This is a genomic window from Halomonas beimenensis, assembly GCF_002549795.1.
Classification (GTDB): Bacteria; Pseudomonadota; Gammaproteobacteria; order Pseudomonadales; family Halomonadaceae; genus Halomonas; species Halomonas beimenensis.
The window spans coordinates 3,643,948-3,660,024 of the sequence record NZ_CP021435.1 but is presented as its reverse complement, the minus strand read 5'-3'; the positions used below and the strand labels follow the sequence as shown (position 1 = coordinate 3,660,024).

Below are 16,077 nucleotides of genomic sequence, written 5' to 3'. Positions count from 1 at the left end.
GCCGCAAGGCGCTATCACCCATCTGGAGTAAATCATGGCCAAGAAAGTCCAGGCTTACATCAAGCTGCAGGTTGCAGCCGGTAAAGCCAATCCGAGTCCCCCCGTGGGCCCCGCGCTGGGTCAGCACGGCGTCAACATCATGGAGTTCTGCAAGGCGTTCAACGCCGAGACCCAGGACATCGAACCGGGTCTGCCGACTCCCGTCGTCATCACCGTCTACTCCGACCGCAGCTTCACCTTCGTCACCAAGACGCCGCCCGCGGCGATCCTGCTGAAGAAGGCCGCTGGCATCAAGTCCGGCTCCGGTGAGCCGAACAAGACCAAGGTCGGTACCGTGACCCGTGAGCAGCTCGAAGAGATCGCCAAGACCAAGGAGCCGGACCTGACGGCCGCCGATCTCGACGCCGCGGTGCGTACCATCGCCGGTAGTGCCCGCAGCATGGGCCTGAACGTGGAGGGCCTCTGATCATGGCTAAGCTCAGCAAGCGCGCGCAGCAGATTCGCGAGAAAGTCGACGCCAGCAAGGCCTACGAGCTGGACGAGGCCGTGGCCCTGCTCTCCGAGCTGTCCACCGTCAAGTTCAAGGAGTCCCTGGACGTCGCCATCAACCTGGGCGTCGATCCGCGCAAATCCGACCAGGTCGTGCGCGGCGCCACCGTCATGCCGAACGGTACCGGCAAGGACGTCCGTGTCGCCGTCTTCACCCAGGGCGCCAACGCCGATGCGGCCAAGGAAGCCGGCGCCGACATCGTCGGCATGGACGACCTGGCCGAGCAGGTCAAGAAGGGTCAGCTCGACTTCGACGTGGTCATCGCCTCGCCGGACGCCATGCGCGTCGTCGGTCAGCTGGGCCAGATCCTCGGTCCGCGTGGCCTGATGCCCAACCCGAAGGTCGGCACCGTCACCCCGGACGTCGCCACCGCGGTCAAGAACGCCAAGGCCGGTCAGGTGCGCTTCCGGACCGACAAGAACGGCATCATCCATGCCACCCTGGGCAAGGTCGACTTCGACGCCGCCGCCATTCGCGGCAACCTGGAGGCGCTGATCGCCGACCTGAAGAAGCTCAAGCCGAGCACTTCCAAGGGTGTGTATTTCAAGAAGGTCTCCCTGTCCACCACCATGGGGCCGGGGCTGACCATCGACCATTCCGCTCTGGTCTGAGCCGAGTGGTCGAATCAGGCAAGAAGACTTTGCGGTCCCCGTGCCAAGCGGGCGGGGCACCGTCAAAGACCGCAGGTGCCGCCTCGTCACGACGGGCGGCTTAATCATCCCTTCGGGGAGGCCTGCGCAGATGGTGTGGCCGCCAGAACACTGGTGAGCACCATCACCCAGGACTCCCGGCACGTCGCCTGCGGGCCCGGCCGGGAGAGATGGTAACCACCGGAACCCCCTAGGGAGGTTCCGGCACGAAGGAGTGATCACCGTGCCACTAGCACTCGAAGGCAAGAAGGCCATTGTTGCCGAGGTCAGTGAAGCGGCCAAGGATGCTCTCTCCGTCGTCGTTGCCGATTCTCGTGGCGTCTCGGTCAGCAAGATGACCGACCTGCGCAAGCAGGCTCGCGAGAATGGCGTGCAGCTGCGTGTTGTCCGCAACACCCTGGCACGCCGCGCCCTGGAAGGCACTCAGTGGGAGTGCCTGAACGAAAGCTTCGTGGGTCCGACCCTCCTGGCCTTCTCCACCGAGCACCCGGGCGCCGCCGCCCGTCTGTTCAAGGAGTTCGGCAAGGACGAGAAGAACTTCGAAGTCAAGGCGCTGGCATACGAAGGCGAGTTCATCCCGGCAAGCGACCTGGACCGTCTGGCAAGCCTGCCGACCTACGACGAGGCCATCGCCAAGCTGATGTCCGTCATGAAGGAGGCTTCCGCCGGCAAGCTGGTCCGTACCCTCGCCGCGCTGCGTGACCAGAAGGAAGAGGCCGCCTGATCGGCGAACTCCCGCCCGTCGCGCGAATCGAACATTGAATCACCGAGTCGTCGGCTCGCCGAGGCTCCCGCAAAGTTAGGAACGTGAAAATGGCACTGACCAAAGAAGACATCATCAACGCCGTCGCCGACATGACCGTCATGGAGGTCGCCGAGCTGATCGAGGCGATGGAAGAGAAGTTCGGCGTGACCGCCGCCGCCGCCGTCGTGGCCGGCCCGGGTGGTGGCGAAGCCGCCGCCGCCGAGGAGCAGACCGAGTTCGACCTGGTGCTGACCGGCGCCGGCGACAAGAAGGTCAACGTCATCAAGGCCGTCCGCGAGATCACCGGCCTGGGCCTGAAGGAAGCCAAGGGTGCCGTCGACGGCGCTCCGGCGACCCTGAAGGAAGGCATGTCCAAGGAAGATGCCGAAGAAGCCAAGAAGAAGCTGGAAGAAGCCGGCGCGAGCGTGGAGCTCAAGTAATCCTTGTGCCCACGGCTTCACGCGCTGCGTAAGCTTCCACGGCTGGTGGCGGGACACCCGCTACCGGCCTTTTTCTGTTGTCACTAGCCGGTCGCCCGCCGGGCCACCGCTAGCCGAATTCCGACGGCGAGCTTCCCCTGGAGGCTTGCCGTCAGCGCCTGACGGAGCCGCGCCCGTCGGGTGGCGCCGACACGCATCGGTCACCCATGGTGAACAAGCTGGGGAATACAGATGGCTTACTCATACACTGAGAAAAAACGCATCCGCAAGGATTTCGGCAAACTGCCCCAAGTGATGGATGTGCCTTACCTGCTGGCCATCCAGCTTGATTCCTACTACGACTTTCTCCAGCAGGACCGCTCACCCGAAGAACGTCTCGACGTCGGCCTGCATGCCGCCTTCCGCTCCGTCTTCCCGATCGAGAGCTTCTCCGGCAATGCCGCCCTGGAATACGTCAGCTACCGTTTCGGCACTCCGGCCTTCGACGTCAAGGAGTGCCAGCTGCGTGGCGTCACCTACTCGGCCCCCCTGCGCGTCAAGGTTCGCCTGATCATCTACGACAAGGACTCGTCGAACAAGGCGATCAAGGACATCAAGGAGCAGGAAGTCTACATGGGGGAGATCCCCCTGATGACCGAGAACGGTACCTTCGTCGTCAATGGTACCGAGCGGGTCATCGTCTCCCAGCTGCACCGCTCCCCGGGCGTGTTCTTCGATCATGACAAGGGCAAGAGCCACTCGTCCGGCAAGCTGCTGTATTCCGCCCGGGTCATTCCCTACCGCGGGTCCTGGCTGGACTTCGAGTTCGATCCCAAGGACAACGTCTTCGTGCGCATCGACCGTCGCCGCAAGCTGCCGGCCACGGTGCTGCTGCGCGCCCTGGGCATGAGCGCCGAGGAGATCCTCGACGAGTTCTTCGAGACCAGCACCTTCCACATCGAGAAGAGCGGCTTCTCCGTGGAACTGGTGCCGTCGCGCCTGCGTGGCGAGACCGCGACCTTCGACATCAAGGACGGCGAGGGCAACGTCATCGTCGAGGAAGGTCGCCGCATCACCCAGAAGCACATCCGTCAGCTGGAGAAGACCGGCCTCGAGCGCCTCGAGGTGCCGATGGACTACCTCTTCGGCAAGGTGCTGGCCAAGGATCAGGTCGACCCCAACACCGGCGAGCTGATCTGCCCGTGCAACACCGCGATCACCCCGGAGCTGCTGGAGTCCCTGGGCCAGGCCGGGCTGACGCGCCTCGAGACCCTGTACACCAACGATCTCGATTGCGGTCCCTTCGTCTCCGACACCCTCAAGCTGGACACCACCGGTTCCCAGCTCGAGGCCCTGGTCGAGATCTATCGCATGATGCGCCCCGGCGAGCCGCCCACCAAGGAAGCCGCCGAGACGCTGTTCAACAACCTGTTCTTCACCGAGGACCGCTACGACCTGTCCGGCGTCGGTCGCATGAAGTTCAACCGCCGCCTGCGTCGTGACAGCGACGAAGGGCCGGGCGTGCTCGACCAGCGCGACATCCTCGACGTGCTCGGCGAGCTGATCAACATCCGTAACGGCTTCGGCGATGTCGACGACATCGACCACCTGGGCAACCGCCGCATCCGTTGCGTCGGCGAGATGGCCGAGAACCAGTTCCGCGTGGGCCTGGTGCGCGTGGAGCGTGCGGTCAAGGAACGCCTGTCCATGGCCGAGAGCGAAGGCCTGATGCCTCAGGACCTGATCAACGCCAAGCCGGTGGCGGCGGCGGTCAAGGAGTTCTTCGGCTCCAGCCAGCTGTCCCAGTTCATGGACCAGAACAACCCGCTGTCCGAGGTGACCCACAAGCGCCGCGTCTCCGCGCTCGGCCCGGGTGGCCTGACCCGCGAGCGCGCCGGCTTCGAGGTGCGCGACGTCCACGCCACGCACTACGGCCGGCTGTGCCCGATCGAGACTCCGGAAGGCCCGAACATCGGCCTGATCAACTCGCTGGCCACCTACAGCCACACCAACAGCTACGGCTTCCTCGAGACGCCGTACCGCAAGGTGGTGGACAGCCAGGTGACCGACGAGGTGGTGCATCTGTCGGCCATCGAGGAGGGTGACTTCGTCATCGCCCAGGCCTCGGCCACCGTGGACGAGGGCGGCAAGCTGGTCGACGACCTGGTACAGGTCCGCCACAAGGGCGAGACCACCTTCATGCGCCCCGAGCAGGTCACCCTGATGGACGTCTCCCCGCGTCAGGTGGTGTCCGTGGCCGCGGCCCTGATTCCCTTCCTCGAGCACGACGACGCCAACCGCGCCCTCATGGGGGCCAACATGCAGCGTCAGGCCGTGCCGACCCTGCGGGCCGAGAAGCCCCTGGTGGGTACCGGCATGGAGCGCTTCGTGGCCCGCGACTCCGGCGTCTGTGCCGTGGCACGCCGTGGCGGGGTGATCGACTCGGTCGATGCCAAGCGTATCGTGGTGCGGGTCAACGAGGACGAGATCATCGGCGGCGAGGCCGGCGTCGATATCTACAACCTGACCAAGTACCTGCGCTCCAACCAGAACACCTGCCAGAACCAGCGCCCGATCGTGCGCCCGGGCGACAGCGTGGCGCGGGGCGACATCCTGGCCGACGGTCCGTCCGTGGACATGGGCGACCTGGCCCTGGGCCAGAACATGCGCATCGCCTTCATGCCGTGGAACGGTTACAACTTCGAGGACTCCATCCTGCTCTCCGAGCGGGCCGTCCAGGAAGACCGCTTCACCACCATCCACATCCAGGAACTGACCTGCGTCTCCCGCGACACCAAGCTGGGCGCCGAGGAGATCACCTCGGACATCCCCAACGTCGGCGAGTCGGCGCTGGCCAAGCTGGACGAGGCCGGCGTGGTCTACATCGGCGCCGAGGTGGGCCCGGGCGACATCCTGGTGGGCAAGGTCACGCCCAAGGGCGAGACCCAGCTGACGCCCGAGGAGAAGCTGCTGCGCGCCATCTTCGGCGAGAAGGCGTCCGACGTGAAGGACACCTCCCTGCGTGCCCCCACCGGCATGAAGGGCACCGTCATCGACGTTCAGGTGTTCACCCGTGACGGCGTGGAGAAGGATTCGCGGGCGCTGTCCATCGAGCAGATGCAGCTCGACGAGGTGCGCAAGGATCTCCAGGAGACCTACCGCATCGCCGAGGATGCCACCTTCGAGCGCCTGCAGCGGACCCTGTCCGGCCAGGCCGTCAACGGCGGGCCCAAGCTCAAGAAGGGCGACGTGCTCACCGACGAGTACCTCGAGGAGCTGCCGCGCCAGCAGTGGTTCAAGCTGCGCATGCAGGACGAGGCCCTCAACGAGCTGCTGGCCCAGGCCGACGAGCAGCTGGAGCAGCGTCGCCGCGAGATGGACGAGCGCTTCGAGGACAAGAAGCGCAAGCTCACCCAGGGCGACGACCTGGCGCCGGGCGTGCTGAAGATCGTCAAGGTCTACCTGGCCATCAAGCGCCGCCTGCAGCCGGGCGACAAGATGGCCGGCCGCCACGGCAACAAGGGCGTGATCTCGGCGATCATGCCGGTCGAGGACATGCCGTTCGATGACAACGGCGAGCCCATCGACGTGGTGCTCAACCCGCTGGGCGTCCCGTCGCGGATGAACGTCGGCCAGATCCTCGAGACCCACCTGGGCATGGCCGCCCGGGGGCTCGGGGTCAAGATCGAGCAGCTGCTGCGCGACGCCCGCGAGCAGCAGGTCGGCGAGATCCGCGACTTCCTGGCCAAGGTGTACAACTCTACCTCCGGCACCCGTGTCGAGGACCTGGACTCCTTGACCGACGACGAGGTCATCGCCCTGGCCAAGAACCTCAAGGCGGGCGTGCCCATGGCCACGCCGGTCTTCGACGGGGCCCGCGAGCACGAGATCAAGCACCTGCTGACGCTCGCCGACCTGCCGGATTCCGGCCAGATGACCCTGTACGACGGTCGTACCGGCGATGCCTTCGACCGGCCGGTCACCGTGGGCTACATGTACATGCTGAAGCTCAACCACCTGGTGGATGACAAGATGCACGCGCGTTCCACCGGCTCCTACTCCCTGGTCACCCAGCAGCCGCTGGGCGGCAAGGCGCAGTTCGGTGGTCAGCGCTTCGGGGAAATGGAGGTCTGGGCCCTGGAAGCCTATGGCGCGGCCTACACCCTCCAGGAGATGCTCACCGTCAAGTCCGACGACGTGGAAGGGCGCACCAAGATGTACAAGAGCATCGTGGACGGCGACCACACCATGCAGGCGGGCATGCCGGAGTCCTTCAACGTGCTGGTGAAGGAAATCCGCTCGCTGGGCATCGATATCGAACTGGAGAGCTGAGGCTGCCGCTACGGCGCTTCGCAGAATGACGGTCCGCGGGGGCCAGCGCGCCCCCGCCCATGACAACTCCGCAACGGAGCCGACCCATGAAAGATTTGGTGAAAGTCCTCAAATCGCAGTCTCAGTCCGACGAGTTCGACGCGATCAAGATCACCCTGGCGTCGCCGGACATGATTCGCAGCTGGTCCTTCGGCGAGGTCAAGAAGCCCGAGACCATCAACTACCGTACCTTCAAGCCGGAGCGCGACGGCCTGTTCTGCGCCAAGATCTTCGGCCCGGTGAAGGACTACGAGTGCCTGTGCGGCAAGTACAAGCGGATGAAGCATCGCGGCATCATCTGCGAGAAGTGCGGCGTGGAGGTCACCAAGGCCGCCGTGCGCCGTGAGCGCATGGGGCACATCGAGCTGGCCAGCCCGGTCGCCCACATCTGGTTCCTGAAGTCGCTGCCGTCGCGCATCGGCATGTTCCTGGACATGACCCTGCGCGACATCGAGCGCGTGCTCTACTTCGAGAGCTTCATGGTCGTCGATCCGGGCATGACCACCCTCGAGCGCGGCCAGCTGCTCAACGACGAGCAGTACTTCGAGGCCCTCGAGGAGTTCGGTGACGACTTCGACGCCCGCATGGGCGCCGAGGCCGTCCAGGCCATGCTCAAGGACATCGATCTCGAGGAGGAGATCGAGCGGCTGCGCGAGGAGATCCCGCAGACCAACTCCGAGACCAAGATCAAGAAGCTGTCCAAGCGTCTCAAGCTGCTGGAGGCCTTCCAGGGTTCCGGCAACGACCCGGCGTGGATGGTCATGGAAGTGCTGCCGGTGCTGCCGCCGGACCTGCGTCCGCTGGTGCCGCTGGACGGCGGCCGTTTCGCGACCTCCGATCTCAACGATCTGTACCGTCGCGTGATCAACCGCAACAACCGCCTCAAGCGTCTGCTGGACCTCAACGCGCCGGACATCATCGTGCGCAACGAGAAGCGGATGCTGCAGGAGGCGGTGGACGCCCTGCTCGACAACGGTCGTCGCGGCCGGGCCATCACCGGCTCCAACAAGCGGCCGCTGAAGTCGCTGGCCGACATGATCAAGGGCAAGCAGGGCCGCTTCCGCCAGAACCTGCTGGGCAAGCGCGTCGACTACTCCGGGCGCTCGGTGATCACCGTGGGCCCGACCCTGCGCCTGCACCAGTGCGGCCTGCCGAAGAAGATGGCGCTCGAGCTGTTCAAGCCGTTCATCTACGCCAAGCTCCAGGCCAGCGGCCAGGCGTCCACCATCAAGGCCGCCAAGAAGATGGTCGAGCGCGAGCTGCCCGAGGTGTGGGACATCCTCGCCGACGTCATCCGCGAGCACCCGGTGCTGCTGAACCGCGCCCCGACCCTGCACCGCCTGGGCATCCAGGCCTTCGAGCCGCTGCTGATCGAGGGCAAGGCGATCCAGCTGCACCCGCTGGTCTGTGCCGCCTACAACGCCGACTTCGACGGCGACCAGATGGCCGTCCACGTGCCGCTGACCCTGGAAGCCCAGCTCGAGGCTCGGGCGCTGATGATGGCCACCAACAACGTGCTGTCACCGGCCAACGGCGAACCGATCATCGTGCCGTCCCAGGACGTGGTGCTGGGCCTGTACTACATGACCCGGGAGAAGATCAACGCCAAGGGCGAGGGCATGGTGTTCGCCGACCTCAACGAGGTCGAGCGCGCCTTCGGCACCCAGAGCGTGGCGCTGCATGCCCGGGTCAAGGTGCGCCTCGACGAGGTGGACATCGACGAGCAGAGCGGCGAGAAGACGCATAGCCGCAAGCTCTACGACACCACCGTCGGCCGCGCCCTGCTGTTCCGCATCCTGCCCGAGGGCGTGCCCTTCGAGCTGATCGATCAGCCGATGAAGAAGAAGGCCATCTCCAAGCTGATCAACGAGGTGTATCGTCGCGCCGGCCTCAAGCCCGCGGTGATCTTCGCCGACCAGCTGATGTACACCGGCTTCCGCATGGCCACCTGGTCCGGCGCCTCCATCGGCGTCAACGACTTCGTCATTCCCGACGCCAAGGCCGAGATCGTCGAGGGCGCCGAGGAAGAGGTCAAGGAGATCGAGGACCAGTTCTCCTCGGGGCTCGTGACCGCGGGCGAGAAGTACAACAAGGTGATCGACATCTGGGCGCGCGCCAACGACCAGGTCGCCAAGGCGATGATGGCCGGCATCTCCAAGGAGAGCGTCGTCGACCGCGAAGGCAACACGGTCGAGCAGGACTCCTTCAACAGCGTGTTCATCATGGCCGACTCCGGCGCCCGGGGCAGCGCGGCCCAGATCCGCCAGCTCGCCGGCATGCGGGGCCTGATGGCCAAGCCGGACGGCTCGATCATCGAGACGCCGATCGTCGCCAACTTCCGTGAGGGCCTGAACGTCCTCCAGTACTTCATCTCGACCCACGGCGCCCGCAAGGGCCTGGCGGACACGGCGCTCAAGACCGCCAACTCCGGTTACCTGACCCGCCGCCTGGTCGACGTGGCCCAGGACATGGTCATCACCGAGTCCGACTGCGGCACCGAGAACGGCCTGACCCTGCACCCGGTCATCGAGGGCGGCGACATCATCGTCTCCCTGGCCCAGCGCGTGCTGGGTCGCGTGGTGGCCCAGGACGTGGTCGACCCGAACACCGAGGAAGTGCTGATCCCCCGCGGCACCCTGCTCGATGAGGCCTGGTGCGCCGAGCTCGACACCATGGGCGTCGACGAGATCGTGGTGCGCTCGCCGATCACCTGCGAGACCACCCACGGCGTCTGCTCGACCTGCTACGGCCGCGACCTGGCCCGTGGCCATCAGGTCAACGTGGGCGAGGCCGTCGGCGTCATCGCCGCGCAGTCCATCGGCGAGCCGGGCACCCAGCTGACCATGCGGACCTTCCACATCGGCGGGGCGGCCTCCCGGGCCTCCGCGGTGGACAGCGTCCAGGTCAAGCACGGCGGCAAGGTCCGCCTGCACAACATGAAGCACGTGGAACGCGGCGACGGCAAGCTGGTCGTGGTCTCCCGTTCCAGCGCCCTGGCGGTGGCCGACGAGCATGGCCGCGAGCGCGAGTACTACAAGCTGCCCTACGGTGCCGAGCTGTCCGTCAAGGACGGCGAGACGGTGGATGCCGGCCAGACCGTGGCCAAGTGGGATCCGCACACCCACCCGATCATCGCCGAGGCCGAAGGTCAGGTGCAGTACGCCGACATGGACGAGGGCGTCACCATCCACCGCAGCGTGGACGAGATGACCGGCCTGTCCTCCATCGAGGTCATCGAGTCGGCGGCCCGTCCCATGGCCGGCCGCGACAAGCGCCCGATGATCCTGCTCTCCGACGAGGCCGGCAAGCCGGTGACCGTGACCGGTTCCGACACCCCGGTGCAGTACCTGCTGCCCGGCAAGGCCATCGTCACCGTGGACAACGGCTCCCGGATCGGCGTCGGCGAGGTCGTGGCGCGTATCCCGGTGGAGGCGACCGGCAACAAGGACATCACCGGTGGTCTGCCGCGGGTGGCCGACCTCTTCGAGGCGCGCAAGCCCAAGGAGCCGGCGATCCTGGCCGAGATCAGCGGCGTGATCAGCTTCGGCAAGGAGACCAAGGGCAAGCGTCGCCTGACGATCACCCCGGAGGACGGCGATCCGTTCGAGATGCTGATCCCCAAGTGGCGCCAGATCGCGGTGTTCGAGGGCGAGACCGTCGAGAAGGGCGAGGTGATCTCCGACGGCCCCAGCAACCCGCACGACATCCTGCGCCTGCTGGGCATCGCCGAGCTGGCCAAGTACATCGTCGCCGAGGTGCAGGACGTCTACCGCCTGCAGGGCGTGGGCATCAACGACAAGCACATCGAGGTGATCGTGCGTCAGATGCTGCGCAAGGTGGAGATCGCCGACGCCGGCGACTCCGAGTTCATCCCGGGCGACCAGGTCGAGCTGGTCCGGGTGCTCGAGGAGAATGCCCGCCTGGCGAAGGAGGACAAGTTCCCGGCCAAGTACCAGCGCCTGCTGCTGGGCATCACCAAGGCCAGCCTGGCCACCGAGTCGTTCATCTCCGCGGCCTCCTTCCAGGAGACCACGCGGGTGCTGACCGAGGCGGCGGTCACCGGCAAGCGCGACTACCTGCGCGGCCTGAAGGAAAACGTGGTGGTGGGACGCCTGATCCCGGCCGGTACCGGCCTGACCCACCATGCGGAGCGCCGTCGCAAGCGTGAAGACGCCGAGCGGCTGCTCCACCCGTCGGCCTACGAGGTCGAGCAGGAGCTGGGCGCCCAGCTCACCGCGCTCGACTCGGACGACGACGAGATCTGATGCCGTCCCCCGGCCGAGCGGCGGCGCCCTGCGGGGCGCCGCGCTTGACGGTCGATGGCGTCAGCCAGTAGAATGCGCAGCCTTTAACAGTGGGGCGGGTGCGCCCGCGCCTCTGGGAAAGGACCGCAAGACAGGAAGCGAACGGCTACTCGCTTCCGCCTTAGGCAACCCATTCGGAGCGATAAATGGCAACGATCAATCAGCTCGTGCGCAAGCCGCGCAAGCGCCAGGCCGCCAAGAGCGACGTGCCGGCGCTGCAGGCCTGCCCGCAGAAGCGCGGCGTCTGCACCCGCGTCTACACCACCACCCCGAAGAAGCCGAACTCGGCCCTGCGGAAGGTCTGCCGTGTGCGCCTGACCAACGGCTACGAGGTCTCTTCCTACATCGGCGGTGAGGGCCACAACCTCCAGGAGCACTCCGTGGTGCTGATCCGCGGCGGCCGGGTGAAGGACCTTCCGGGTGTCCGTTACCACACCGTTCGCGGCGCGCTGGACACCTCCGGCGTCCAGAACCGTAAGCAGGGCCGTTCCAAGTACGGTACCAAGCGTCCGAAGGCCTAAGCCTCTGCGCGGTATCGGCCACGGCCACCACAGAACATCGACATTGATACGGTCTGATAAGAGTAAGGTCGAGCGCCCCTGCGGTCGTCTCGGGTTTACCTGAAGGACCCTTCGGAAGAGGGCTTATCATGCCTAGAAGAAGAGTTGCGGCCAAGCGCGAGATCCTGCCGGATCCCAAGTTCGGAAGCGAGCGCCTGGCGAAGTTCATGAACCACCTGATGATCAGCGGCAAGAAGTCCGTAGCTGAGCGCATCGTCTATGGTGCGCTGGACAGGGTTGCCGAGCGTAGCAAGGAAGAGCCGCTGGAGATCTTCGACAAGGCGCTGGAAACCATCCAGCCCATGGTCGAGGTGAAGTCCCGCCGTGTCGGCGGCGCGACCTATCAGGTGCCGGTCGAGGTGCGTCCGTCCCGCCGCCAGGCGCTGGCCATGCGCTGGCTGGTGGACGCCGCACGCCGTCGCGGTGAGAAGACCATGGTGCAGCGTCTGGCTGGCGAGATGCTGGATGCCGCCGAAGGCAAGGGTTCGGCCGTCAAGAAGCGTGAAGACGTGCATCGCATGGCAGAGGCCAACAAGGCCTTCTCTCACTACCGCTTCTAATCCGAATCGCCAACCAACGGGAGTTACATCGTGGCTCGCAAGACTCCGCTCAAGCGTTACCGCAATATCGGTATCGTGGCCCACGTCGACGCCGGTAAGACTACCACTACCGAGCGTATCCTGTTCTATACCGGCCTCTCCCACAAGGTCGGCGAGGTCCATGAGGGCGCCGCCACCATGGACTGGATGGAGCAGGAGCAGGAGCGTGGCATCACGATCACCTCCGCGGCGACCACCTGCTTCTGGCAGGGCATGAACAAGCAGTTCGATGAGCACCGCATCAACATCATCGACACCCCGGGACACGTCGACTTCACCATCGAGGTGGAGCGTTCCCTGCGGGTGCTCGACGGTGCCGTCGTGGTGCTGTGCGGTTCCTCCGGCGTGCAGCCGCAGACCGAGACCGTCTGGCGTCAGGCCAACAAGTACGAAGTGCCGCGCATGGTGTTCGTCAACAAGATGGACCGCGCCGGCGCCGACTACTTCATGGTGCTCAACCAGCTCAAGGACAAGCTGGGTGCCAATGTCGTGCCGATCCAGATCAACTGGGGCGCCGAGGACGACTTCAAGGGCGTGATCGACCTCATCCAGATGAAGGCCATCCTGTGGGATGAAGACAACTTCGGGATGAACTACGAGCTGGTCGACATCCCCGCCGACCTCCAGGCCAAGGCCGAGGAGTATCGCGAGCACATGGTCGAGTCCGCCGCCGAGGCCTCCGAGGAGCTGATGGAGAAGTACCTCGAGGAAGGCGACCTGTCCGTCGAGGACATCAAGGCCGGCCTGCGTCGTCGTACCCTCGACAACGAGATCGTGCTGGTCACCTGTGGCTCCGCGTTCAAGAACAAGGGCGTGCAGGCGGTGCTGGACGGCGTCATCGAGTACATGCCGTCTCCCACCGAGGTCAAGGCCATCGAGGGCGAGCTGGACGACAAGGATGGCACCATCGCCACCCGCGAGGCCGACGACAACGCGCCCTTCGCCGCCCTGGCCTTCAAGATCGCCACCGACCCCTTCGTCGGCACCCTGACCTTCATCCGCGTCTACTCCGGCGTGCTGAAGTCCGGTGACAGCGTCTACAACTCCGTGAAGCAGAAGAAGGAGCGCGTCGGCCGTATCGTCCAGATGCACTCCAACTCCCGCGAGGAGATCAAGGAAGTGCTGGCGGGCGACATCGCCGCCTGCATCGGCCTGAAGGACGTCACCACCGGTGACACCCTGTGCGACCTGAACGACAAGATCGTGCTGGAGCGCATGGAGTTCCCGGATCCGGTGATCTCCGTGGCCGTGGAGCCGAAATCCAAGGCCGATCAGGAGAAGATGGGCGTGGCCCTCGGCAAGCTGGCCCAGGAGGATCCGTCCTTCCAGGTCAAGACCGACGAGGAAACCGGCCAGACCATCATCTCCGGCATGGGCGAGCTGCACCTGGACATCATCGTCGACCGCCTGCGTCGCGAGTTCAAGGTCGAGGCCAACATCGGCAAGCCCCAGGTCGCCTACCGCGAGACCATCCGCAAGAGCGTCGAGCAGGAAGGCAAGTTCGTGCGCCAGTCCGGCGGTCGCGGTCAGTACGGTCACGTGCACCTGCGCATCGAGCCGTTGACGGCCGAGGACAAGGGCGAAGATGAAGACATGCACTTCAAATTCGCTTCCGAAATCGTCGGCGGCGTGGTTCCCAAGGAATACGTGCCGGCCGTCGAGAAAGGGGCCTATGAGCAGCTCCAGAACGGTGTCATCGCGGGCTACCCGATGATTGACGTCAAGGTTACGCTGTTCGACGGTTCCTACCATGACGTGGACTCTAACGAGACCGCGTTCAAGGTCGCCTCTTCCATGGCGATCAAGGAAGGCGCTCCCAAGGCCAAGGCCGTGCTGCTCGAGCCGGTGATGAAGGTCGAGGTCGTGACTCCCGAGGAGTTCATGGGGGATGTCATGGGTGACCTGAACCGCCGTCGCGGTCTGGTCCAGGGGATGGATGACTCGCCCTCCGGCAAGATCATCCGCGCCACCGTTCCGCTGGCTGAGATGTTCGGTTACGCAACCGACCTGCGTTCTCAGACCCAGGGCCGCGCAAGCTACACCATGGAGTTTGCGGACTACGAAGAGGCGCCGTCCAGCGTCGTTGAAGCCGTCATCAACCAGAACGGTTAACCGTTAGCTAACGTAAAGAGGTCATAGCAGTGGCTAAGGAAAAATTTGAACGTTCCAAACCGCACGTCAACGTCGGCACCATCGGTCACGTCGACCACGGCAAGACCACGCTGACTGCGGCCCTGACTCGCGTTTCCGCGGAAGTCTTCGGTGGCGACGCTCGCGCGTTCGACTCCATCGACAACGCTCCGGAAGAGCGTGAGCGCGGTATCACCATCGCGACCGCCCACGTCGAGTACCAGTCCGAGGAGCGTCACTACGCTCACGTCGACTGCCCGGGGCACGCCGACTACGTCAAGAACATGATCACCGGTGCGGCCCAGATGGACGGCGCCATCCTGGTCGTGTCCGCCGCCGACGGCCCCATGCCGCAGACCCGCGAGCACATCCTGCTGTCTCGCCAGGTCGGCGTGCCGTACATCGTCGTGTTCCTGAACAAGGCCGACATGGTCGACGACGAGGAGCTGCTCGAGCTGGTCGAGATGGAGGTCCGCGAACTCCTGAGCGAGTACGACTTCCCGGGTGACGACACCCCGATCATCACCGGTTCCGCCCTGATGGCCCTGGAAGGCAAGGACGACAACGGCATGGGCACCACCGCCGTTGCCAACCTGATCAAGGCCCTGGACGAGTACATCCCGGAGCCGGAGCGCGCCATCGATCAGCCGTTCCTGATGCCGATCGAGGACGTCTTCTCCATCTCCGGTCGCGGCACCGTGGTCACCGGTCGTGTCGAGCGCGGCATCATCAAGGCCGGCGAGGAAGTCGAGATCGTCGGTATCAAGGACACCACCAAGACCACCGTCACCGGTGTCGAGATGTTCCGCAAGCTGCTCGACGAAGGTCGTGCCGGCGAGAACATCGGCGCCCTGCTGCGCGGCACCAAGCGTGACGACGTCGAGCGTGGTCAGGTCCTGGCCAAGCCGGGCACCATCACCCCGCACACCAAGTTCGAGGCCGAGGTGTACGTGCTGTCCAAGGACGAGGGTGGCCGTCACACCCCGTTCTTCAAGGGCTACCGTCCGCAGTTCTACTTCCGTACCACCGACATCACCGGTACCTGTGAACTGCCGGAAGGCGTCGAGATGGTCATGCCGGGCGACAACGTCAAGATGGTCGTCAGCCTGATCGCCCCGGTCGCCATGGACGAAGGCCTGCGCTTCGCCGTTCGCGAAGGCGGTCGTACCGTCGGCGCCGGCGTCGTGGCCAAGATCGTCGAGTAAGCCTGACGCTTCTCGAGTGATCGAAGGGGGCTCCTCGCGGAGCCCCCTTTCTGCGCACCGTCGCGAGGGGTTTGACTCTCGTCGGCGGCGCGCCTATAATGCGCATCCTTTGAATGCGTGGGTTGACGGCTCGCGCCGTCAAGATCCATTGGAGTTTAGGGCAAATGCAGAACCAGAAGATTCGCATTCGGTTGAAGGCTTTCGACCACCGCCTGATCGACCAGTCCGCCGCGGAGATCGTTGATACCGCCAAGCGTACCGGCGCCCAGGTGCGGGGTCCGATTCCTCTGCCGACCAATCGCGAGCGCTACACCGTGCTGATCTCGCCGCACGTGAACAAGGATGCTCGTGACCAGTACGAGATTCGTACGCACAAGCGGGTGCTCGATATCGTCGAGCCCACCGAGAAGACCGTTGATGCCCTGATGAAGCTCGACCTCGCCGCCGGCGTGGACGTGCAGATCAAGCTCGACTGATACCACACTAGACACTCGCGGCCCAGCGTTCACCCGCTCCCTGGAAGGTGTCCAGCAGCCGCCACGCC

General features: G+C 65.1%; 11 protein-coding genes. All 11 read left to right on the top strand.

Annotated elements, in window-relative coordinates; translation table 11 throughout:
• Positions 1 to 34: 34 nt before the first annotated feature.
• The 11 genes from rplK to rpsJ all read left to right on the top strand — a co-directional run bounded on the left by rplK (position 35) and on the right by rpsJ (position 16,009).
• The gene (rplK, locus tag BEI_RS17070; RefSeq protein WP_097790630.1) at positions 35 to 466 is read left to right on the top strand and encodes a 50S ribosomal protein L11; all 432 of its coding nucleotides are present in this window, start codon (positions 35 to 37) and stop codon (positions 464 to 466) included.
• Positions 467 to 468: 2 nt separating this feature from the next.
• Positions 469 to 1,161 (top strand): 50S ribosomal protein L1, encoded by a 693-nt coding sequence (gene rplA, locus BEI_RS17065; protein WP_097790629.1) that lies wholly within the window; start codon positions 469 to 471, stop codon positions 1,159 to 1,161.
• A gap of 262 nt (positions 1,162 to 1,423) precedes the next feature.
• Positions 1,424 to 1,924, top strand: a complete 501-nt coding sequence (rplJ, locus tag BEI_RS17060) for a 50S ribosomal protein L10 (protein WP_097790628.1) — start codon at positions 1,424 to 1,426, stop codon at positions 1,922 to 1,924.
• Between the two features lie 89 nt (positions 1,925 to 2,013).
• A complete protein-coding gene (gene rplL, locus BEI_RS17055) occupies positions 2,014 to 2,385 on the top strand; it encodes a 50S ribosomal protein L7/L12 (protein WP_097790627.1) in 372 nt (123 codons plus the stop codon).
• Positions 2,386 to 2,616: 231 nt separating this feature from the next.
• On the top strand, positions 2,617 to 6,696 hold the full coding sequence (rpoB, locus tag BEI_RS17050) for a DNA-directed RNA polymerase subunit beta (protein WP_097790626.1): 4,080 nt from the start codon (positions 2,617 to 2,619) through the stop codon (positions 6,694 to 6,696).
• A gap of 86 nt (positions 6,697 to 6,782) precedes the next feature.
• Entirely contained in the window at positions 6,783 to 11,000 is a 4,218-nt protein-coding gene (rpoC, locus tag BEI_RS17045; protein WP_097790625.1) for a DNA-directed RNA polymerase subunit beta', read from the top strand.
• A 185-nt stretch (positions 11,001 to 11,185) separates the two neighbouring features.
• Positions 11,186 to 11,560, top strand: a complete 375-nt coding sequence (rpsL, locus tag BEI_RS17040; protein WP_040183144.1) for a 30S ribosomal protein S12 — start codon at positions 11,186 to 11,188, stop codon at positions 11,558 to 11,560.
• A gap of 128 nt (positions 11,561 to 11,688) precedes the next feature.
• Entirely contained in the window at positions 11,689 to 12,159 is a 471-nt protein-coding gene (gene rpsG / locus BEI_RS17035; protein WP_089848262.1) for a 30S ribosomal protein S7, read from the top strand.
• Positions 12,160 to 12,189: 30 nt separating this feature from the next.
• Positions 12,190 to 14,310 (top strand): elongation factor G, encoded by a 2,121-nt coding sequence (gene fusA / locus BEI_RS17030; RefSeq protein WP_097790624.1) that lies wholly within the window; start codon positions 12,190 to 12,192, stop codon positions 14,308 to 14,310.
• Positions 14,311 to 14,339: 29 nt separating this feature from the next.
• On the top strand, positions 14,340 to 15,533 hold the full coding sequence (tuf, locus tag BEI_RS17025) for an elongation factor Tu (RefSeq protein WP_097790623.1): 1,194 nt from the start codon (positions 14,340 to 14,342) through the stop codon (positions 15,531 to 15,533).
• Positions 15,534 to 15,697: 164 nt separating this feature from the next.
• Entirely contained in the window at positions 15,698 to 16,009 is a 312-nt protein-coding gene (gene rpsJ, locus BEI_RS17020; protein ID WP_010626466.1) for a 30S ribosomal protein S10, read from the top strand.
• Positions 16,010 to 16,077: the final 68 nt, after the last annotated feature.